15 protein-coding genes are annotated in these 19,452 nt (G+C 61.6%); 8 read left to right on the top strand and 7 right to left on the bottom strand.

From position 1 onward, the window contains the following. Window positions 1-80 precede the first annotated feature (80 nt). Window positions 81-1,706, bottom strand: coding sequence for a methyl-accepting chemotaxis protein (locus M5G18_RS18555; RefSeq protein WP_273896573.1), 1,626 nt, complete (start codon window positions 1,704-1,706; stop codon window positions 81-83). 407 nt (window positions 1,707-2,113) lie between these two features. On the opposite strand from M5G18_RS18555, the gene aceK reads away from it, so the two are divergent. The 5 genes from aceK (at window position 2,114) to M5G18_RS18530 (ending at window position 10,331) form a co-directional block, all read left to right on the top strand. Beyond that, window positions 2,114-3,835: a bifunctional isocitrate dehydrogenase kinase/phosphatase gene (gene aceK / locus M5G18_RS18550; protein ID WP_273896575.1), complete on the top strand. Its 1,722-nt coding sequence runs from the start codon at window positions 2,114-2,116 to the stop codon at window positions 3,833-3,835. A gap of 273 nt (window positions 3,836-4,108) precedes the next feature. Continuing rightward, window positions 4,109-8,020, top strand: coding sequence for an ATP-dependent RNA helicase HrpA (gene hrpA, locus M5G18_RS18545; RefSeq protein WP_273896577.1), 3,912 nt, complete (start codon window positions 4,109-4,111; stop codon window positions 8,018-8,020). Window positions 8,021-8,232: 212 nt separating this feature from the next. Beyond that, the gene (locus tag M5G18_RS18540; RefSeq protein WP_127797227.1) at window positions 8,233-9,354 is read left to right on the top strand and encodes a beta-ketoacyl-ACP synthase III; all 1,122 of its coding nucleotides are present in this window, start codon (window positions 8,233-8,235) and stop codon (window positions 9,352-9,354) included. 135 nt (window positions 9,355-9,489) lie between these two features. After that, window positions 9,490-10,101 (top strand): RNA polymerase sigma factor, encoded by a 612-nt coding sequence (locus M5G18_RS18535; RefSeq protein ID WP_085747189.1) that lies wholly within the window; start codon window positions 9,490-9,492, stop codon window positions 10,099-10,101. After that, on the top strand, window positions 10,095-10,331 hold the full coding sequence (locus M5G18_RS18530; RefSeq protein ID WP_085747188.1) for an anti-sigma factor family protein: 237 nt from the start codon (window positions 10,095-10,097) through the stop codon (window positions 10,329-10,331). The genes M5G18_RS18535 and M5G18_RS18530 overlap by 7 nt, the downstream gene beginning before the upstream one ends. A gap of 129 nt (window positions 10,332-10,460) precedes the next feature. Here the strand turns inward: M5G18_RS18530 and M5G18_RS18525 are convergent, their stop codons facing one another. Further along, window positions 10,461-11,783, bottom strand: a complete 1,323-nt coding sequence (locus tag M5G18_RS18525) for a putative porin (protein ID WP_273896580.1) — start codon at window positions 11,781-11,783, stop codon at window positions 10,461-10,463. Window positions 11,784-12,064: 281 nt separating this feature from the next. Between M5G18_RS18525 and M5G18_RS18520 the strand changes: the two genes are divergently transcribed. Beyond that, window positions 12,065-13,189, top strand: a complete 1,125-nt coding sequence (locus M5G18_RS18520; protein WP_273896582.1) for a GNAT family N-acetyltransferase — start codon at window positions 12,065-12,067, stop codon at window positions 13,187-13,189. Between the two features lie 15 nt (window positions 13,190-13,204). Here the strand turns inward: M5G18_RS18520 and aqpZ are convergent, their stop codons facing one another. The 5 genes from aqpZ to M5G18_RS18495 all read right to left on the bottom strand — a co-directional run bounded on the left by aqpZ (window position 13,205) and on the right by M5G18_RS18495 (window position 18,318). Next, a complete protein-coding gene (gene aqpZ, locus M5G18_RS18515) occupies window positions 13,205-13,900 on the bottom strand; it encodes an aquaporin Z (protein ID WP_273896583.1) in 696 nt (231 codons plus the stop codon). A gap of 188 nt (window positions 13,901-14,088) precedes the next feature. Continuing rightward, window positions 14,089-15,921, bottom strand: a complete 1,833-nt coding sequence (locus M5G18_RS18510) for an ABC transporter ATP-binding protein (protein ID WP_115076924.1) — start codon at window positions 15,919-15,921, stop codon at window positions 14,089-14,091. 88 nt (window positions 15,922-16,009) lie between these two features. Further along, the gene (locus tag M5G18_RS18505) at window positions 16,010-16,573 is read right to left on the bottom strand and encodes a peptidylprolyl isomerase (RefSeq protein ID WP_093103676.1); all 564 of its coding nucleotides are present in this window, start codon (window positions 16,571-16,573) and stop codon (window positions 16,010-16,012) included. 3 nt (window positions 16,574-16,576) lie between these two features. Then, complete coding sequence (locus M5G18_RS18500) at window positions 16,577-17,380, bottom strand: alpha/beta fold hydrolase (RefSeq protein WP_262161366.1); 804 nt, start codon at window positions 17,378-17,380, stop codon at window positions 16,577-16,579. A 14-nt stretch (window positions 17,381-17,394) separates the two neighbouring features. Further along, a complete protein-coding gene (locus tag M5G18_RS18495) occupies window positions 17,395-18,318 on the bottom strand; it encodes a PA3225 family LysR-type transcriptional regulator (RefSeq protein ID WP_007956543.1) in 924 nt (307 codons plus the stop codon). A 49-nt stretch (window positions 18,319-18,367) separates the two neighbouring features. Here M5G18_RS18495 and M5G18_RS18490 point away from each other — a divergent pair, with 49 nt between their 5' ends. Both M5G18_RS18490 and M5G18_RS18485 read left to right on the top strand, forming a co-directional pair. Next, window positions 18,368-18,682: a hypothetical protein gene (locus M5G18_RS18490; RefSeq protein ID WP_011332961.1), complete on the top strand. Its 315-nt coding sequence runs from the start codon at window positions 18,368-18,370 to the stop codon at window positions 18,680-18,682. Between the two features lie 159 nt (window positions 18,683-18,841). After that, window positions 18,842-19,441, top strand: a complete 600-nt coding sequence (locus M5G18_RS18485; RefSeq protein ID WP_007956545.1) for an FMN-dependent NADH-azoreductase — start codon at window positions 18,842-18,844, stop codon at window positions 19,439-19,441. The last annotated feature ends 11 nt before the right edge of the window (window positions 19,442-19,452 follow it).

Raw genomic sequence — 19,452 nt, 5'->3', positions numbered from 1 at the left:
CACTCCTTCCTTGATCGGGACGAGAGTGTTGCCGAGGGCCCCGGCGATGGCAACCGCTAATCGGGCATTTAATTTTCTGATCAGATCACGAAGCGCGTCACCAGCCCGTTCAGGTCGACCGCCAGTCGCGACAGTTCCTGACTGGCGGCAGACGTCTGGGTGGCGCCGGCAGCGGTCTGGGTCGACAGATCGCGAATGGTCACCAGGTTTTCGTCGACTTCCCGGGCCACCAGCGCCTGTTGCTCGGCGGCGCTGGCGATCACCAGGTTGCGCTGGTTGATCTGCGAAATCGATGCGGTGATTTTCTCCAGCGCATGGCCGGCGCTGTTGGCCCGACGCAGGGTATGGCTGGCCTGTTCGGCGCTGCTTTGCAACGCGTCGACGGTGGCTCCGGTGCCTTGCTGGATGCTGCTGATCATCAGCTCGATTTCTTCGGTGGAGTTCTGTGTGCGCTGGGCCAGCGAGCGGACTTCATCGGCGACCACCGCAAACCCACGTCCGGCCTCGCCGGCCCGCGCGGCTTCAATCGCAGCGTTCAGGGCCAGCAGGTTGGTCTGCCCGGCGATGCCGCGAATCACTTCCAGCACCTTGCTGATGTCCTGGGCCTGAGTCGCAAGGCCCTCGGCCTGTTCGGACGCACCGAGCACCGCGCTGACCAGTTCCTGAATCGAACTGATGGTTTCGCTGACCTGCACATGCCCGTGCTTGCTGTCCTCGTTCGAGGCTTCGGACGCCTCGGCGCTGGACACCGCATTGGCGGCCACTTCGTCGACTGCTGTGCTCATCTCGGTAACCGCCGTGGCAGCCTGTTCGATCTGGTCATTCTGCTGTTGCAGGCCACGGGTGCTCTGTTCCATCACCGAACTCATTTCCTCGGCAGCGGAGGCCAGTTGCTGGGCCGACTCGCTGATGCCGCGAATGGTCGAGCGAAGGTTGCCCTGCATCTCGGCCAGCGCCGTGAGCAACTGCGCCGCTTCATCGCGACCCTCACTGTCGATGCGACCGCTGAGGTCTCCCGAAGCAATCCGCCGCGCCACGTTCAGTGCTTGATTGATCGGCGCAGTGATGCTGCGGGTCAGCAACCAGGCCAGCAGCAACGTGGCAATCAGGGCGATGACGATGATTGTGGCGACGATCCACAGCGCCTGCTGGTACATCGCCGCTGCGGACCTGGCCGCGACATCCGCGCCTTGCTGGTTGAGGCTGATCATTTGCTCCAGGGTCTTGTCGAGCACCGTGCCTTGGGGCGCCAGTTCGGTGGTCAGGCGCGCGTAGGCCTGATCGTTTTGTCCGGCGTCGATCTGTTTGATGATCTGGTCGAGGATGCTCAGGTACTTGGCGGTGTCGGCGCTCAGGCCTTCCAGCATTGCCCGCTCCTGGTCATTGGCGATCAGGGCTTTGTGGTCGTCGAGGCGCTTGAGCAACTCCTGGCGTTGCGCGGTGAGAAGGCCTTTGCTCCGCTCGCGAATGGCAGCCTGGGTGCTGGTGATCAGGCGCAGGGATTCGAGGCGGATGCTGGCGATGTTGGCCGCTGCGTCATGGATGCTTTCGATGCTGGGCATCCACGATTCCTCGATCACCGCCGCGCTCTCGCGCAGGGTTTTCATCTGGCCCAGACCGAACAGGCCGACCACCACCAGCAGACTGGCCAGAACGGCAAAACACAAACTGGCGCGCAAACCGATGCGCAGATTCCGGATAGACATCAATGTGCTCCTTGGGCGTTTGGGGAGAGGTCGTCCTCGTGGTCCGAGGATCTTGTTGTGAGGCGGGTGATGGCGGGCTGTATATCAAAGTGCCACTATCTTGGTAAGACCAGTCGCTGACGAGAATGGACAGGCATGAACAACTCGGGCAAAAGCGCAGGCTAGAGATGTCGCCGCTGAATTGGATCCGAAACCCACAGAAGACGCGGGCTGGCGCCCAGTGGTGGGGAGAACCGAAGTGGACGTTTATTGACCGAACGGTCGATTAAAAAAACTTTGATAAAAACTGTGTCGCTGTACAAGCCGCAAGAGGATTTGGCAGAAATTGCGCTTCTCCTGCGCCCGCTTCCGTGGCTAAGCTCAGGCCTTCGAGCACAGATTCTCCAATTCCCGCAGAGGTCTCATCTATGCCGCAGCAATGGCCAGCCACCGACATCGCCCGCCTGATCCTCGATGGCTTTGACGATTACCGCGAGCATTTCCGGCGGATCACCGACGGCGCCCGGGAGCGTTTCGAGCAGGCCCGCTGGCAGGACACGCAAACCGCGTCGGCGGCGCGGATCAACCTCTATGAAGAAAAGGTCGGTGAAACCGTCGCCCGCCTGCGCGAGTATTTCGAGTCGGACACCTTGATGGACGTCACCTGCTGGCCACTGGTGAAAAGTGCCTACATCAGCATCATCGACCTGCGCTTCGACGATGAACTGTCCGAGACCTGGTACAACTCGATTTTCTGCGGCCTGTTCAGCCACGACCTGATCAGCGACGGCTGCATGTTCATCCACACCACCCGCCCGAGCCTGCGTCGGGCCCGCGCCGCGCAGACCCGCACCTATAAACCGCAAGGGCAGATATCGGCCATGCTCGCGAGCATCTTTGCCGATTACCGGTTCAACGAGGCCTACGCCGATCTGCCCGGCGACTTGCATCGCCTGGAAGCGCAACTGCGCGAAAACCTGCCGGACTGGGTGTGCAAAGACCCGGAGCTTAGCGTCGAGCTGTTTTCCTCGGTGCTGTACCGCAACAAGGGCGCGTACCTGGTCGGGCGCATCTACACCAACGACGATCAATGGCCGCTGGTGATTCCGCTGCTGCACCGCGAGGGGCGGGGGATTCAGATCGACGCGCTGATCACCGACGAAGCCGACGTGTCGATCATCTTCTCGTTCACCCGTTCGTATTTCATGGTGGATGTGCCGGTGCCGGCCGAGTTTATCGGCTTCCTCAAACGCATCCTGCCCGGCAAGCACATCGCCGAGCTGTACACCTCGATCGGTTTCTACAAGCACGGTAAATCCGAGTTCTACCGCGCGCTGATCAATCACCTGGCCAACACCGACGACCAGTTCATCATGGCGCCGGGCGTGCGCGGCATGGTCATGAGCGTGTTCACGCTGCCGGGCTTCAACACCGTATTCAAGATCATCAAGGACCGGTTCTCCCCGTCGAAAAACGTCGACCGCGCCACGGTGATCGAGAAGTACCGGTTGGTGAAAAGCGTCGACCGCGTCGGGCGCATGGCCGATACCCAGGAGTTCGCCGATTTCCGTTTTCCCCTGAGCAAATTCGAGCCGGCGTGCCTGGCGGAATTGCTGGAAGTTGCGCCGTCCACGGTGTCGCTGGAAGGCGAAACCGTACTGATCCGCCACTGCTGGACCGAACGCCGGATGACGCCGCTCAACCTCTATCTGGATAACGCCAACGAGGCCCAGGTGCGCGAAGCGTTGGAGGATTACGGGCTGGCGATCAAGCAACTGGCGGCAGCCAACATCTTCCCCGGCGACATGCTGCTGAAGAACTTCGGCGTCACCCGCCATGGCCGGGTGGTGTTCTACGACTATGACGAGATCTGTTTCCTCACCGAAGCCAACTTCCGCCACATCCCGGCACCGCGCACTCCGGAGGATGAAATGGCCTCTGAGCCTTGGTATTCGATCGGGCCGCTGGATGTGTTCCCCGAAGAATTTCCGCCGTTTTTGTTTGCCGATTCGGCGCAGCGCAAATTGTTCGATCAGTTGCATGGCGAGTTGTACAACGCGGATTACTGGAAGGGGTTACAGGAGGCGATTCGGGCGGGAAAGGTGATCGACGTCTTTCCGTATCGGCGCAAGGGCCTTGATAACGAATAGTCCCAAAAGCCCCCTCACCCCAGCCCTCTCCCGGAGGGAGAGGGAGCCGACCGAAGTGTTTTGCGTTATACATCGACCTGAAAGATCTTGGCGATTATGGATTCGGTATAGCTCGTTCAGGTCGATGAGGCTCTAAAGCAACCCCCAATCGGTCCCCTCTCCCTCCGGGAGAGGGCTAGGGTGAGGGCATGCAATCCCCCAGACACGCCACAAATCCCGCAAATCTGCGACAATCGCGTCCTTGCGCCACTAGACGACCGAATTGCGTACCCGATGACCGACGAATCGCCCTCCATCGACAAACTGCTGAAAAACCTCGATCACGCCATGCTCGCCGACCGCCACCGGCTGCGGCGGCAGTTGCTTGAGCTGCGCAAGAAACCCGACGAGGCCAAGCTGGCCCAGTGGGTGGCGCGGATGCAGGCGTCCTGCGATCAGGTGCTGGCGCGCAAGGCCAGCCTGCCGGTGATCCGTTACGACGACAGCCTGCCGATTGCGGCCAAGCGTGACGAAATCAAGAAGGCCCTGGAAAAGCACCAGGTGCTGATCATCGCCGGCGAAACCGGATCGGGTAAAACCACCCAGTTGCCGAAAATCTGTCTGGAAATCGGTCGCGGCCAACATGGTCTGATCGGCCACACCCAGCCTCGGCGAATTGCGGCGCGCAGCGTGGCCAGTCGGGTTGCCGAAGAACTCGGCACGCCGCTGGGCGCACTGGTCGGCTATCAGGTACGGTTTGAGGATCAGAGCGATTCCAACACCCTGATCAAACTGATGACCGACGGCATTCTGCTGGCGGAAACCCAGAATGATCGCTACCTCGAACGCTACGACACGATCATCGTCGACGAAGCCCACGAACGCAGCCTCAACATCGACTTCCTGCTCGGTTACCTGAAAACCCTGCTGCCGCGTCGTCCGGACCTGAAAGTCATCATCACGTCGGCGACCATCGATCTGGAGCGTTTCTCCAAGCATTTCGACGATGCGCCGATTGTCGAAGTGTCCGGCCGCACCTTCCCGGTGGAAACCTGGTATCGCCCGCTGACCCTTGAGCAGGACGAAGAGGGCAACCGCGTCGAAGACGACCTGACCGTCGATCAGGCGATCCTCGCCACCCTCGACGAAATCGCCGCTTACGAGCGCAGCGAACGCCGCAGTCCCGGCGATGTGCTGGTGTTCCTGCCCGGCGAACGCGAGATTCGCGACGCCGCCGACATGCTGCGCAAGGCCCAGCTCAAACACACCGAAATCCTGCCGTTGTATGCGCGCCTGTCGCCGGCCGAGCAGCAGCGGATTTTCCAGTCGCATCCGGGCCGTCGTGTGGTGCTGGCGACCAACGTTGCCGAAACTTCGCTGACCGTGCCGGGCATCCGTTACGTGATCGACAGCGGCACCGCACGCATCAGCCGCTACAGCTACCGCGCCAAGGTCCAGCGGCTGCCGATCGAAGCGATTTCCCAGGCCAGCGCCAACCAGCGTAAAGGTCGCTGCGGCCGGGTCGAGCCGGGTATCTGCGTGCGTTTGTACAGCGAAGAGGATTTCCTCGGTCGCCCGGAATTCACCGATCCGGAAATCCTGCGCACCAACCTTGCGGCGGTAATCCTGCAGATGCTCCATCTGCGCCTGGGCGAAATCACCGATTTCCCGTTTATCGAGCCGCCGGACGGCAAGGCGATCAGCGACGGTTTCAACCTGCTGCAAGAACTCTCGGCGGTGGATCGCAACAGTCAGCTCACGCCGCTCGGCCGCCAGTTGGCGCGCCTGCCGGTGGACCCGCGCATGGGCCGTATGCTGCTCGAAGCGGCAAAACTCGGCAGCCTGCAGGAAGTGCTGATCGTCGCCAGCGCCATGTCGATTCAGGACCCGCGCGAGCGTCCGCCGGAGCGTCAGCAAGCCGCTGACCAGGCTCACGCGCAATGGAAGGACGCCGACTCCGACTTCGCCGGGCTGGTCAATCTGTGGCGCGGTTTTGAAGAGCAGCGCCAGGCGCTGACCGCGAGCCCGCTGCGTAACTGGTGCCGCAAGAACTTCCTCAACTACCTGCGGTTGCGCGAGTGGCGCGATTCCCATCGGCAGTTGAGCCTGATCTGCCGCGACTTGCAGCTGAGCCTGAACAAAGAGCCGGCGGATTATCCGAAGCTGCACAAAGCGGTGCTGGTCGGCTTGCTCAGCCAGATCGGTCAGAAAACCGAGGACGGCGATTACCTGGGCGCCCGCCAGCGGCGGTTCTGGATTCACCCGTCGTCGGGCATCGGCAAGAAGCGCCCGCAGTGGGTGATGACCGCCGAACTGGTGGAAACCACCAAGCTCTATGCGCGGATGGTGGCGAAGATCGACGCCGACTGGATCGAACCACTGGCCGGGCACCTGATCAAGAAGAACCACTTCGAACCGCACTGGGAGAAGAAGCGCGGCCAGGTCGTCGCGTTCGAACAGATCACCCTGTTCGGTCTGATCGTGGTCGGTCGTCGACCGGTGCATTACGGCCCGGTGGACCCGGTGGTTTCGCGGGAGTTGTTTATCCGCGAAGGCCTGGTGCGGGGCGAGATTCAGTCCCGGGCCAAATGCCTGACCGCCAACAAGCAATTGCTCGAACAGCTCGACGAACTGGAGGCCAAGGCCCGTCGCCGAGACATTCTGGCCGACGAGGAAACCCTCTACGCGTTCTACGATGCGCGGCTGCCGGCGGAAATTCATCAGACCGCGACGTTCGACAGCTGGTATCGCGTCAACAGCCAGAAAGACCCGCAACTGCTGATCATGCGCGAGGAAGATGTACTGGCCCGCGAGGCCAGCGAAGTCACCGCCCAGCATTACCCGGACACGCTGCACATCGGCGATCTGGAACTGGCCCTGAGTTACCACTTCGAACCGAATCACCCGCGCGACGGCGTGACCCTGCGTGTGCCGGCGCCGCTGTTGCCGATGCTGCCGCCGGAGCGTCTGGAGTGGCTGGTGCCGGGGCTGATCGAGGCCAAGTGCATTGCGCTGGTGCGCAACCTGCCCAAGGCCCTGCGCAAGAACTTCGTGCCGGTGCCGGACTTCATCAAGGCCGCGCTGCAGCGCATGACCTTTGCCGAAGGCTCGTTGCCGCAAGCGCTGGGCCGGGAACTGCTGCGCATGACCGGTGCGCGGGTCAGCGATGAAGCCTGGGCCGAAGCGACGCAGCAGGTTGAAAGCCACCTGCGGATGAACCTGGAAATCGTCGACGGCCAGGGCAAGTTCCTTGGCGAAGGGCGGGATCTGGCGGAACTGACCGCACGTTTCGCCGAAGCCAGCCAGGCTGCGTTGGCCGTACCGCAGAGTGCGAAAAGCCAGCAACCGGTGGAGGCCAAGGTCTTCGCGCCGGTGGCGGAAAAGACTCAGCAGAAGATCGCCGGGCTGTCGATGACGGTCTATCCGGCGCTGGTGGAAGAGGGCGGCACGGTCAAGGAAGGTCGCTTCTCGACCCCCGCCGAAGCCGAGTTCCAGCACCGCCGCGCCTTGCAACGCCTGCTGATGCAGCAACTGGCGGAACCGGCCAAGTTCCTGCGCGGCAAGTTGCCGGGCCTGACCGAAATGGGGTTGCTGTACCGCGAACTGGGTCGGGTCGATGCACTGGTCGAAGACATTCTGCTGGCCAGCCTCGACAGCTGCATACTCGAGGGCGAAGACCCGTTGCCGCGTGACGGCGCAGGTCTGGCGGCACTGGCCGAGCGCAAGCGCGGCAGCTGGACCGAGCACGCCGAGCGGGTAGCGCGTCTGACCCTGGAAATCCTCAAGCTCTGGCACGGCCTGCAAAAACGCTTCAAGGGCAAGATCGACCTGGCTCAGGCGGTGGCGCTCAACGACATCAAGCAGCAGCTCAGTCATCTGGTGTATCCGGGCTTCGTCCGCGAAACGCCGATGCTCTGGCTCAAGGAGTTGCCGCGTTACCTGAAAGCGGTCGAGCAGCGTTTCGAGAAACTGGGCGCGCAGGTGCAGAAGGATCGGGTGTGGAGCGGCGAACTCGCCGGCCTCTGGACGCAATACCAGACCCGCGCCGCCAAACATGCCCAGGAAGGCAAACGCGATCCGCAGCTCGAGCTGTATCGCTGGTGGCTGGAGGAGTATCGGGTTTCGCTGTTCGCCCAGCAGTTGGGGACGAAAGTGCCGATCTCCGACAAGCGCCTGAACAAACAGTGGACGCAGGTCGAGGCCTGACCTCCGATCCTGCAAAAGGCGCCAAAAGCCAAGGTTTATGGCAAACTTCGCGCCTATAAACGCCGGCCCCGCGGTTTTGAGCCTTCTCAACCGCGGGCGAGGTCGGAATAAAGCGATGCCAGGTTTTTGCGTCCCTTATACGGGAATGGACCCTTTGCGTGTTGGCACGTCGGTGCCAGCACTTTCTGCCTGAACAGATTAGAGAAACGACCATGCATAACGTCGTCATCAGCGGCACCGGCCTGTACACCCCGGCCAACAGCATCTCCAACGAAGAGCTGGTGCAGTCTTTCAATACCTACGTCGCCCAGTTCAATGCGGACAATGCCGAAGCCATCGCCAGCGGCGAAGTCCAGGCCCTGACCGAGTCCAGCGCCGCGTTCATCGAAAAAGCTTCCGGCATCAAGAGCCGCTTTGTCATGGACAAGGACGGCATCCTCGACCCTGCGCGCATGGCGCCACGCCTGCCGGAGCGTTCCAACGACGAATGGTCGGTGCTCTGCCAGATGGCCATAGGCGCTGCCGAGCAAGCCCTGCAGCGTGCCGGCAAGACCGCCGCCGACATCGACGGTGTAATCGTCGCCTGCTCCAACCTGCAGCGCGCCTATCCGGCCATCGCCATCGAAGTCCAGGAAGCACTGGGCATCCAGGGTTTCGGTTTCGACATGAACGTTGCCTGCTCGTCGGCGACCTTCGGCATCCAGCAAGCCGCCAACACCGTGCAACTGGGCCAGGCCCGGGCGATCCTGATGGTCAACCCGGAAGTCTGCACCGGTCACCTGAACTTCCGTGACCGCGACAGCCACTTCATTTTCGGTGACGCGGCTACTGCGGTGATCATCGAGCGTGCCGATACGGCGACGTCGAAACACCAGTTCGACGTGGTCAGCACCAAACTGCTGACCAAGTTCTCCAACAACATCCGCAACAACTTCGGCTTCCTCAACCGCGCAGCGGAAGAGGGCATCGGCGCCCGCGACAAACTGTTCGTGCAGGAAGGCCGCAAGGTGTTCAAGGACGTCTGCCCGATGGTGGCCGAGCTGATCGGCGAACACCTGGAAGAGAACAAGCTCAACGTCGGTGACGTGAAGCGCTTCTGGCTGCACCAGGCCAACCTGAGCATGAACCACCTGATCGTGCGCAAGTTGCTGGGCCGCGAAGCCACCGAAGAAGAAGCCCCGGTGATTCTCGACACCTACGCCAACACCAGCTCCGCAGGTTCGGTGATCGCGTTCCACAAATATCAGGACGATCTGGCGGCCGGTTCGCTGGCGGTGCTGAGTTCGTTTGGTGCTGGTTACTCGATTGGTAGTGTGATTCTGCGTAAACGCTAAAATCGGGTTCATTTCCTCTTAATCGCGCTGACGTTTCCTACATCCGAATCGGCGCGAACGCTGTAATTTTCGAAAGTGGCGGCAGGCGAAGTCCTGCCGCTATCATTTTCGAAGTCAGGAACAGGGGATTGATGGATGGCAGTTGACGACACCCGATTGCTTGAGCGGCTGCTCGCCGGTGAGCAGAAGGCTTTCAAGGAGCTGGTCAGTACCTATCAAAGCCCCATGCGCGCGGTGGCCTACGCGATTGTCGGCCAGCGCCATGTCGAAGAAGTGGTGCAGGATGCCTGGCTGTCGGTGGTGCGCAATATCGGCCGTTTCGAGGGGCGCTCCAGTCTCAAGACCTGGTTGCTGACCATCACCGCCAATTCGGCCAAGAGCCGCTACAAACTCAATCGTCGCGAAGTGTTGCTGGATGATCTGCCGTCCCCCCACGGGACCATCGACGACGATCGTTTTTCTCCCGGCGACGGCCACTGGCTGGTCGCACCGTTCGCCTGGCACCAGGACACGCCCGAAGCGTTGCTGACAGAAGGCGAGCTGCGTGAATGCCTCGAGCACACGTTGTTGAGCCTGTCGGAGCTGCAAAGCAGCGTGCTGTTGCTGCGCGAACGCCAGGGTCTGGAGCTGGAGGAGATCTGTAATCTTCTGGAGATCTCGCTCTCCAATGTCCGCGTGCTGCTGCATCGGGCACGTTTGAAGGTCTTTGCGACCGTGGAGCATTTTGAGGAGACGGGAGAATGTTGACCTGCAAGGAGCAAGTGGCGCGATCCAGCGATTATCTCGATGGCCAGTTGAGCTTTCGCGAGAAACTGATGGTGCGTCATCACCTGATGTTCTGCCGCAATTGCCGGCGTTTCATTCGCCAGATGCGTTTGATGCAGGCGACGTTGCGGGCGATGCCGCAAAAGCCTGAAGAGGGCGTGGACGCGTTGGCCGAACAGTTGGCACAGCTGCGTCGCGAGGATAGTCCCTGAAAATACAGACTGGCGCGGTCGCAGCGAACGGATGATGGGGATCGCTGCGGCCGCGCCAGTCTGTTGAAGCCTCTTCAAACGATGGAACCGGATGTACAACCCATCGTTTGAAGTCTGTTGCCGGGTTGCTTAGAACTTCGCTTCCGCATCCAGCTGCAGGGTGTTGGTGTCTGCATCGCGCTGGGTACGGCTGGAGAAGTCGGCCTTGGTCAGGAAGTAAGTCGCACCGAGGGCGAAGTTCTTGTCGATGTCGTAACCGACCTTGAACTTGTGACCACGGGAACCGGTGGTGCCGTTGGCGAAGTCCGAGTCGGTGAAGGCGCCGACCACAGCGTTGCGCTGCACGTCACGATAGTTGTAGTCGAGGTTCAGGCCGAAGACTTTCGACTTGGCACCCACCAGCCAGGCGGTGTCCTGATCGGTCACTGCATCGTTGTTCTTCACGTACTGACCGTAGAACGACAGCGGCATTGGCAGGCCGCCGATGTCGACCTGGCTGAAGCCTTCGTACAGACGGAATTCGTTGTTCGCCGAGTTGCCGTTGACGGCCAGGGCGCACGGCGTGGAGGTGCCGGTGCAACGGCTGTCTTCGTCGTTCTGGTAGGCGTAGACGCTGCCGCCCACGGTCAGTTTCAGGTTGTCGGTGATGGCGAAGCGGCTGCCCAGCTGACCGGACGTCAGGCGCAGGTCGTGACGGAACTGCACGCCGTCGCCGTCGACGTTGTCCTTGAGGTTGTAGTTACCCAGGCTGCCGAACAGTTCGACGCTGCTGCCCAATGGATATTTGTAGGTAACGGCCAGACCTTCCGGGTTGATGTCGCTGTCCCAGATCACATCGCCCATGCTCACCCACGGTTGCAGCATCTTGCCGCCGATGATGTGCAGGTTCTTGATCTGGTCCGGGTGGTAGTCGATGTAGCCCAGGTCGAGCCAGATCTGCTTCTTGTCGAAGTAGTTGTCCTGATCCTGGTTGGTCGAACGGGCGTCGTCGCCGCCGCCGGTGGCGATACGGATGCCGGTGTCGACTTGCGGGTTGATCTCGGTGTACGCACCCAGACGGGCACGGATACGCTGGCGATCCTTGTCGCGGCCGCCGTTGTTCGGTTCGCCGTCGATCTTGATGGTTTCCTGACGGATACGTACGTCGCCCTTGAACTGGGTCTTGGCGGCCCAGGCCAGTTTCTGGTCGAAACTGCTGAGCTCGTTGGTTTTCTTCGCGGTCGCCGCGATTTGCTCGTTGGTCTCTTGCTGCGCCTGCTGCGCGATTTGCTGGGCCTTCTGATCCTTGGCCAGTTCAGTTTGCAGTTCTACGTACTGCGCCTGGGAAATCGAACCGTTAGCCTTGAGCATGTCGAGCAGTTTGGCGTCGACTGCGGCACTGGCCGGTACACTCATGGCCAGCAACAGGCCACCGCACAGGGCCGCCGCAGTTTTCGTGGAAGCAAGACGCATAGCAATCTCCGAAGATGAAGGGGATGGCTGAACCATCCTGGGCACAACCGACGGTTTGACGGTCGGAAAACAGTGTCCGGGGTAGAACCCGGCGCTCTAAAAACAGGCGCCAGTATCGCGATGGTTTATGACAGAGCAGTGGCACGATGATGGCAGGTTGATGACGATACAAAACTGCCGTGAACTATTGATCTAGAGCGCTGTCGCGCATTCGGGCGTGGGCAACGCCCGGCCGATCAGCGATACTCGCCGGGCGTTCACGCCCGAAAGTGGAGAGGAAAATGCCGCTGCAACGTCTGCATAAACTGTCGGAAATTCCAGCGTCCGACTGGGATGTTCTGGTCCCGCAAAACCAGCCGTTTCTGCGCCACGCCTTCCTGGCTTCGCTGGAGGACAGCGGCAGCGTCGGCCCGCACACGGGCTGGCAAGCGGAGCATTTGCTGCATGTCGAAGCGGGGCGCGTGATCGCCGCGTTGCCCGGTTATCGCAAGTGGCATTCCTACGGCGAATACGTGTTCGACCACGGCTGGGCCGATGCCTGCGCCCGGGCCGGCATCGATTACTACCCCAAATTCCTCAGCGCCGTGCCGTTCAGCCCGGTCAGCGGCCCACGGTTGCTGGCAGCGAATGTCGAGGACGGATTCGAACTACTCAAGAGCCTGCCGGGGTATCTGGAAATCGAAGACCTTTCCAGCGCCCACATCAACTTCACCGACGCGTTCACCGATGCCGCCATGGCCGAGCAGCCGGGCTGGCTGCAACGCATCGGCTGTCAGTACCACTGGCAGAATCGCGGTTACCGCGACTTTCAGGACTTCCTCGACGTCCTCGCCTCGCGCAAGCGCAAGCAGATGCGCAAGGAGCGCGAGCAGGTGGCAGGGCAGGGCTTCGAGTTCGAATGGCTGGAAGGCCGGGAGCTGGACGAAGCGCAGTGGGATTTCGTCTATGCCTGTTACGCCAACACCTACGCGGTACGCCGGCAGGCGCCATATCTGACCCGGGAATTCTTCAGCCTGCTGGCCGAGCGCATGCCGGAATCGATCCGCGTGGTACTGGCTCGGCAGGGCTCAAGGCCGGTGGCGATGGCGTTCAGTCTGGTGGGCGGCGACAGTTTTTACGGACGCTATTGGGGATGCCTGGCCGAGTTTGACCGGCTGCACTTCGAGACCTGTTTCTATCAGGGCGTGGACTATGCGATTGCCAATGGATTTCAGCGTTTCGATGCCGGTGCCCAGGGCGAGCACAAACTGATTCGCGGCTTCGAACCGGTGATCACCCATTCCTGGCATTACCTGCGCCATCCCGGTCTAAAAGCCGCGGTCAAAGACTTCCTGCACCAGGAGCGCGCCGGTGTACTGGCCTATGCCGAAGAGGCGAGGAGCGCCTTGCCGTATCGGCAAGCCTGATCCTCGCCGGCACCCTCAGCTGTCTTCCTTGCCCAGCCAGCGATAGAGCACGCCGCCAACTACCGCACCGAGCAGTGGCGCGACCCAGAACATCCACAACTGGGCGATGGCCCAGCCGCCGACCATCAGCGCCGGGCCCGTGCTGCGGGCCGGGTTGACCGAGGTGTTGGTGACCGGGATCGAGATCAGGTGGATCAGCGTCAGGGCCAGGCCGATGGCGATCGGTGCCAGTCCTGCCGGGGCGCGCTTGTCGGTGGCGCCGAGGATGATCACCACGAACATGGCGGTCATCACCAGCTCGGTGACGAAGTCGGATGCCATCGAGTATTTGCCCGGCGAGTGCTCGCCATAACCGTTTGAGGCCAGGCCGGCAGCGATGTCGAAGCCTTCCTTGCCGCTGGCGATGTGGTAAAGCAGTGCCGCTGCCAGAATCCCGCCGATCACCTGGGCGATGACGTAGGCAGGCAGCTCCTTGGCCGGGAACCGACCGCCGACGACCAGACCGACCGACACGGCCGGGTTGAGGTGACAGCCGCTGATGTGGCCGATGGCAAACGCCATGGTCAGCACCGTCAGACCAAACGCCAGCGCCACCCCCAGCACGCCGATTCCCAAAGGTGAAGACGCGGCGATGACCGCACTGCCGCAACCGCCCAAAACCAACCAGAACGTACCCAGCAACTCAGTGACTGAACGTTTGAACAGAGACATGAGAGAGTCCTTGATAGGCGTGCTATCGAGACTGCATCGAGTGGTGCGTCCCTGCAGATTTACGACAGGTTCCGTTCCGGAGCCTTGGATCAGTACAGCAGGGATTTTGTGGATTTCCAGCAGGCGATAAAAAACCGCCAGAGCCCGTGGGTAAAGGGCTTTGGCGGTTTTTGTGTTTTGACGCAGGATCAGTCGATGCCGACAAACCCTCCGGTCTGGTGCGCCCACAACCGCGCATACAATCCGCCATGGGCCAGCAGTTCGGCATGGTTGCCGCTTTCGGCGATCTTGCCGTTCTCAAGCACCACCAGCCGGTCCATGCGGGCAATGGTCGAGAGGCGGTGGGCAATGGCGATCACGGTCTTGCCCTGCATCAGGGTTTCCAGGCTTTCCTGAATCGCCGCTTCGACTTCCGAGTCCAGCGCCGAGGTCGCTTCGTCCATGATCAGGATCGGTGCGTCCTTGAGCAGCACCCGCGCAATGGCGATCCGCTGACGCTGACCACCGGACAGTTTCACCCCGCGTTCGCCGACATGCGCATCAAATCCGGTGCGCCCCTCGGCGTCCGACAGCAGCGGGATGAACTCATCGGCACGGGCCTTGCGCACCGCTTCCCAGAGTTCGGCGTCGGTGGCGTCGGGCTTGCCGTACAGCAAGTTGTCGCGGATCGAGCGGTGCAGCAGCGAGGTGTCCTGAGTGATCATGCCGATCCGTGCGCGCAGGCTTTCCTGGCCGACTTCGGCGATGTTCTGGCCGTCGATGAGGATCCGCCCACCCTCGACGTCGTACAGGCGCAGCAGCAGGTTCACCAGAGTCGACTTGCCGGCGCCGGACGGGCCGATCAGGCCGATTTTCTCGCCCGGTTTGATGGTCAGGTTGAGGTCGCCGATGATGCCTTTCTTCTTGCCGTAGTGAAAATCCACGTGCTCGAAACGCACTTCGCCACGGGCCACGGCCAGCGGTTTGGCCTGCTCCCGGTCGGTGACGCTGACCGGTTGCGAGATGGTCTGCAGACCGTCCTGGACCATGCCGATGTTTTCGAAGATGCCGGTGACCACCCACATGATCCAGCCGGACATGTTGACGATGCGGATCACCAGGCCGGTGGCCAGGGCGATCGCGCCGACGCTGATCAGCGACTGCGTCCACAGCCACAGGGCCAGCGCCGTGGTGCCGACGATCAGCAGGCCGTTCATGGTGGTGATCGCCACGTCCATGCTGGTGACCACGCGGCCCGCCAGCTGGGCTTTTTCGGTCTGTTCCTGGATCGCCTCGCGGGCGTAGTGCTGTTCGAAGTTGGTGTGGGCGAACAGCTTCAGGGTGGCGATGTTGGTGTAGCCATCGACGATCCGGCCCATGAGTTTCGAGCGCGCATCGGAGGCTTCCACCGAGCGGTCCTTGACCCGTGGTACGAAGTAATAGAGCGCGCCGATGTAGGCGGCGATCCACGTCAGCAGCGGGATCATCAGGCGCCAGTCGGCCTCGGCGAACAGCACCAGCGAACTGATCGCGTAGATCAGCACATGCCACAACGCATCCACCGCTTGCACGGCGGAATCGCGCAGCGAGTTGCCGGTCTGCATGATGCGCTGGGCAATGCGCCCGGCGAAGTCGTTCTGGAAGAAATTCAGGCTCTGCTTGAGCACGTAACTGTGGTTCTGCCAGCGAATCATGCTGGTCATGCTCGGGCTCAGGGTCTGGTGCACCAGCATGTCGTGCAGCGCCAGGAACAGGGGACGCAGCAGCAATGCCACCACCGCCATCCACGCCAGTTCGGCACCATGCACTTTGAAGAAGTCGACGTTCGGCGTGCCCTGGGCGAGGTCGATGATGCGGCTGAGGTAACTGAACAGCGCCACTTCGATCAGTGCACCGAACAGGCCGACGATCAGCAGGGCGGCGAAACTCGGCCAGACCTGCTTCAGGTAATAGGTATAGAAGGGCAGAACGCGGTCCGGCGGGGATGCCGTCGGGGCATCGCGGAATATGTCGATCAGTTGTTCGAAACGGCGATAGAGCATCAGATAACCGCCCGGAGCACGGGCTCTCCTTTTATCAGTGTGAGCGGCGCGATGGGTAATCGGCGCCGCTCGATATGCCCTGTAAAGCTTAGTCGATGCGCTTGGCCGACTTGATGATCACAGGGTCGACCGGCACGTTTTGCATGCCCTGTTTGGTGGTGGTCTGGGAGTTGACGATGATGTCGACCACGTCCATGCCCTTGACCACTTTGGCGAACACCGCGTAACCGGCGTCGCGGCCCGGATCGAGGAAGGCGTTGTCGGCGACGTTGATGAAGAACTGGCTGGTGGCCGAATCCGGGTTGGAAGTACGGGCCATCGACAGGGTGCCACGAACGTTATGCAGGCCGTTGCTGGCTTCGTTCTTGATCGGGGCCTTGGTGTCTTTCTGCTGCATCTGCTGGGTGAAGCCGCCGCCCTGGGCCATGAAGCCCGGAATCACGCGGTGGAAAATGGTGTTGGTGTAGAAACCGCTGTCGACGTACTCGAGGAAGTTCTTGGTACTGATCGGCGCCTTGACCGGGTCCAGTTCGATTTCGATCTGGCCGTTGGTGGTGTCCAGCAGCACGTGCGGCGCTTTTGCCGGCGTGGCAGCCATCAGGTTGGCAGCGAACAGCACGGTGCCGGCGGCGAGGGCGAGTTTTTTCAGCATGGGTCAGTGATCCTGAGGGTGATTATCGGCTGTGGCGAGGAACTCCAGCAGCGTTTGATTGAAGCGTTCGGGCTGATCGAGCGGGGTGGCGTGGCGCGAATCGGCGATCACCACCAGCCGCGCATCGGGCAGCAGTCTGACATAGGTTTCTTTCAGCGAAACCGGGGTGTAGTCCCGGTCGGCGCTGACGACGAGGGTTGGACAGGTGACCCGGGAAAGTCGTTCCTGAACCCCCCAGCCAACAATCGCATCGAAGCTGGCGAGATAAGCACGTTTGTCGTTTTTTGCCCAGCGCTCCGCCATTTTCTGACGCAAATCCGCCTGCTCCGGTTTGGGGAACAGCTTGGCGCCAAGGGCCTTGCCGATGGTGGCGAGGCTGAGCAGGCGCATCAGGCTCCAGCGCTTGAACCACTGCCAGTAATCGTCGCGGCTGCGCACCTTGACCTCGGGCGCGCTGTTGACGATGGTCAGGCTCTTGAGCATCCGCGGCTGATCGACGGCGAACTGGAAACCGATCATGCCGCCCATGGACAGCCCGGCATAGTGCACCGGGCCGAGTTTCAAATGCTCGATCAGGGCAACGATGTCGGCGCTGAACCCGGCGATGCTGTAGCGCTCGCGGGGCTTGTCGGAGCGGCCGTGACCGCGCACGTCCGGGACGATCACCCGGTAATGCGCGGCCAGCGCCGGAATCTGCATTTCCCAGTCCAGGGTGCTGGAGCCGAGACCGTGAACCAGCAGCAATGGATCGCCGTGGCCATATTCCTCGTAGTGCAGGTTGCAACCTTCATGCTCGAAATACGCCATCGGTGAACTCCGTGTCAGGCTTGTTCGGGGGCGGCAAACGGTGCGTCCAGCGGCAGGGTGTCGAAGGTGCGCAGCAGTTCGACGAGGATCTGCGAGGCCGGGCCCAATGGTTTGTCCTTGTTCGAGTACAGATAGAAGCTCGGATTGCGGCTGCCGCCCTGATCCAACGGTAGCAGCTTGAGCAGGCCTTCCTTCAATTCCCGTTCGATCATGTGCCGTGGCAGCCAGGCGAAGCCCAGACCGCTGGAGACAAAATTGGCGGCGGTGGCGAGGCTGCCCACGGTCCAGCGCTGCTCGGCGCCGAGCCAGCCGACATCCCGGGGTTGCTGGCGGCCGGAGTCGCGGATCACCACTTGCATCTGGGTTTCCAGGTCCTGGAAATTCAGCTCGCGGTTCAACCGGTGCAGCGCGTGTTCGGGGTGGGCGACGGCGACGAACTCCACGTCGCTCAACTCCGCGCCGAGGTAACCGGGAATGCTCAGGCCGGTAATGGCCAGGTCGGCCACGCCTTCGAGCAGCACTTCTTCGACGCCCGACAAAACTTCCTCCCGCAGACGCACGCGGCAGCCACGGCTTTGCGGCATGAACGCGGTCAGGGCGCGGACGAGGCGGGCGCTCGGGTAGGCGGCGTCGACCACCAGCCGCACTTCGGCTTCCCAACCCTGCTCCATATGATGGGCGAGGTCTTCCAGTTGGCTGGCCTGTTTAACCAGTTGTCGCGAGCGGCGCAGCAACACGCCGCCGGCTTCGGTCAGCACAGCCTTGCGGCCATCGATGCGCAACAGCGGCACGCCGAGCTGATCCTGCATGCGGGCGACGGTGTAGCTCACCGACGATTGCGAGCGGTGCAGGGCCTCGGCGGCCTGGGCGAATCCGCCGTGGTCGACCACGGCCTGCAACGTTCGCCATTGATCAAGGGTCACGCGGGGCGCTTTCATCAATAGCTCCTCTTGTCCTAAGCTGGCGGTCCCTCATGGAGACTGCCGAATGAAAAAATTCTGTTGTGTGTTGCTGGCGCTGCTTCCGCTGACTGCGTTCGCGTACCCGATCGATGTGGAAAAGGACCTCAACGGCCTGAAGATCGACTACAACGCGTTCGACACCGATAACGACATCGGCTCCATCCAGGTCAACAACTACGGCGACGTCGACGCGACCTGCAAGGTGGTGTTCACCAACGGCCCGGAAGCGCCGCGTACCCGCAACATCGAAGTGGCTGCGGGCAAGCATAAGAACGCTACGGCCAAGTTCACCCGGACCATCATCAAGCTGCGCATCAAGCTGAGCTGCACCCCGAAATAGCGTCACGGCCCTGTGGGGGCGGGCTCCCACAGGGTATGGCTTGCATCTAAACGAATTTTTCGATGCTTTGCAGCAATTATTTGCGCTTTTTCATCGATAAGACTCTGTTTAACCTTCACTCCATCGACTTACAACATTCTCGGATGGAGGCTACACAACATGTCCCGCGTTCTGATCATCGAAAGCAGCGCCCGCCAGCAAGACTCGGTTTCCCGTCAACTGACCCAGACCTTCATCAGCCAGTGGAAAGCGGCGCATCCGGCCGATCAGATCACCGTACGTGACCTCGCCGTGAACCCGGTGCCGCACCTGGACATCAACCTGCTGGGCGGCTGGATGAAATCCGCCGAGCAGCGCAACGACAGCGAGCAATCCTCGCTGGACCGCTCCAACGAATTGACCGATGAATTGCTCGCCGCCGACGTGCTGGTGATGGCTGCGCCGATGTACAACTTCGCCATCCCGAGCACCCTGAAAGCCTGGCTCGACCACGTACTGCGTGCCGGCGTGACCTTCAAATACACCGAAACCGGCCCGCAAGGTCTGCTCAGCGGCAAGCGTGCCTACGTGCTGACCGCTCGCGGCGGGATCTACGCCGGTGGCCCGGCGGATCATCAGGAACCGTACCTGCGTCAGGTGATGGGTTTCATCGGCATCCACGACGTGACCTTCATCCACGCCGAGGGCATGAACCTGGGCGGCGACTTCCAGGAGAAGGGCCTCAACCAGGCCAACGCCAAACTGTCCCAGGTCGCTTGATATGTTAATCG

The organism is Pseudomonas aphyarum (genome assembly GCF_028657055.1).
GTDB classification, from domain to species: domain Bacteria; phylum Pseudomonadota; class Gammaproteobacteria; order Pseudomonadales; family Pseudomonadaceae; genus Aquipseudomonas; species Aquipseudomonas aphyarum.
The sequence above is the reverse complement of the archived record's forward strand: the minus strand, read 5'-3'. Positions and strand labels throughout refer to the sequence as shown.

Coding starts and splice junctions, on each gene's coding strand:
- M5G18_RS18535 (WP_085747189.1), top strand. CDS start 9,490: ATGGCAGTTGACGACACCCGATTGCTTGAGCGGCTGCTCGCCGGTGAG.
- M5G18_RS18490 (WP_011332961.1), top strand. CDS start 18,368: ATGAAAAAATTCTGTTGTGTGTTGCTGGCGCTGCTTCCGCTGACTGCG.
- M5G18_RS18525 (WP_273896580.1), bottom strand. CDS start 11,783: ATGCGTCTTGCTTCCACGAAAACTGCGGCGGCCCTGTGCGGTGGCCTG.
- M5G18_RS18520 (WP_273896582.1), top strand. CDS start 12,065: ATGCCGCTGCAACGTCTGCATAAACTGTCGGAAATTCCAGCGTCCGAC.
- M5G18_RS18500 (WP_262161366.1), bottom strand. CDS start 17,380: ATGGCGTATTTCGAGCATGAAGGTTGCAACCTGCACTACGAGGAATAT.
- M5G18_RS18555 (WP_273896573.1), bottom strand. CDS start 1,706: ATGTCTATCCGGAATCTGCGCATCGGTTTGCGCGCCAGTTTGTGTTTT.
- M5G18_RS18505 (WP_093103676.1), bottom strand. CDS start 16,573: ATGCTGAAAAAACTCGCCCTCGCCGCCGGCACCGTGCTGTTCGCTGCC.
- aqpZ (WP_273896583.1), bottom strand. CDS start 13,900: ATGTCTCTGTTCAAACGTTCAGTCACTGAGTTGCTGGGTACGTTCTGG.
- M5G18_RS18485 (WP_007956545.1), top strand. CDS start 18,842: ATGTCCCGCGTTCTGATCATCGAAAGCAGCGCCCGCCAGCAAGACTCG.
- M5G18_RS18510 (WP_115076924.1), bottom strand. CDS start 15,921: ATGCTCTATCGCCGTTTCGAACAACTGATCGACATATTCCGCGATGCC.
- aceK (WP_273896575.1), top strand. CDS start 2,114: ATGCCGCAGCAATGGCCAGCCACCGACATCGCCCGCCTGATCCTCGAT.
- M5G18_RS18530 (WP_085747188.1), top strand. CDS start 10,095: ATGTTGACCTGCAAGGAGCAAGTGGCGCGATCCAGCGATTATCTCGAT.
- hrpA (WP_273896577.1), top strand. CDS start 4,109: ATGACCGACGAATCGCCCTCCATCGACAAACTGCTGAAAAACCTCGAT.
- M5G18_RS18540 (WP_127797227.1), top strand. CDS start 8,233: ATGCATAACGTCGTCATCAGCGGCACCGGCCTGTACACCCCGGCCAAC.
- M5G18_RS18495 (WP_007956543.1), bottom strand. CDS start 18,318: ATGAAAGCGCCCCGCGTGACCCTTGATCAATGGCGAACGTTGCAGGCC.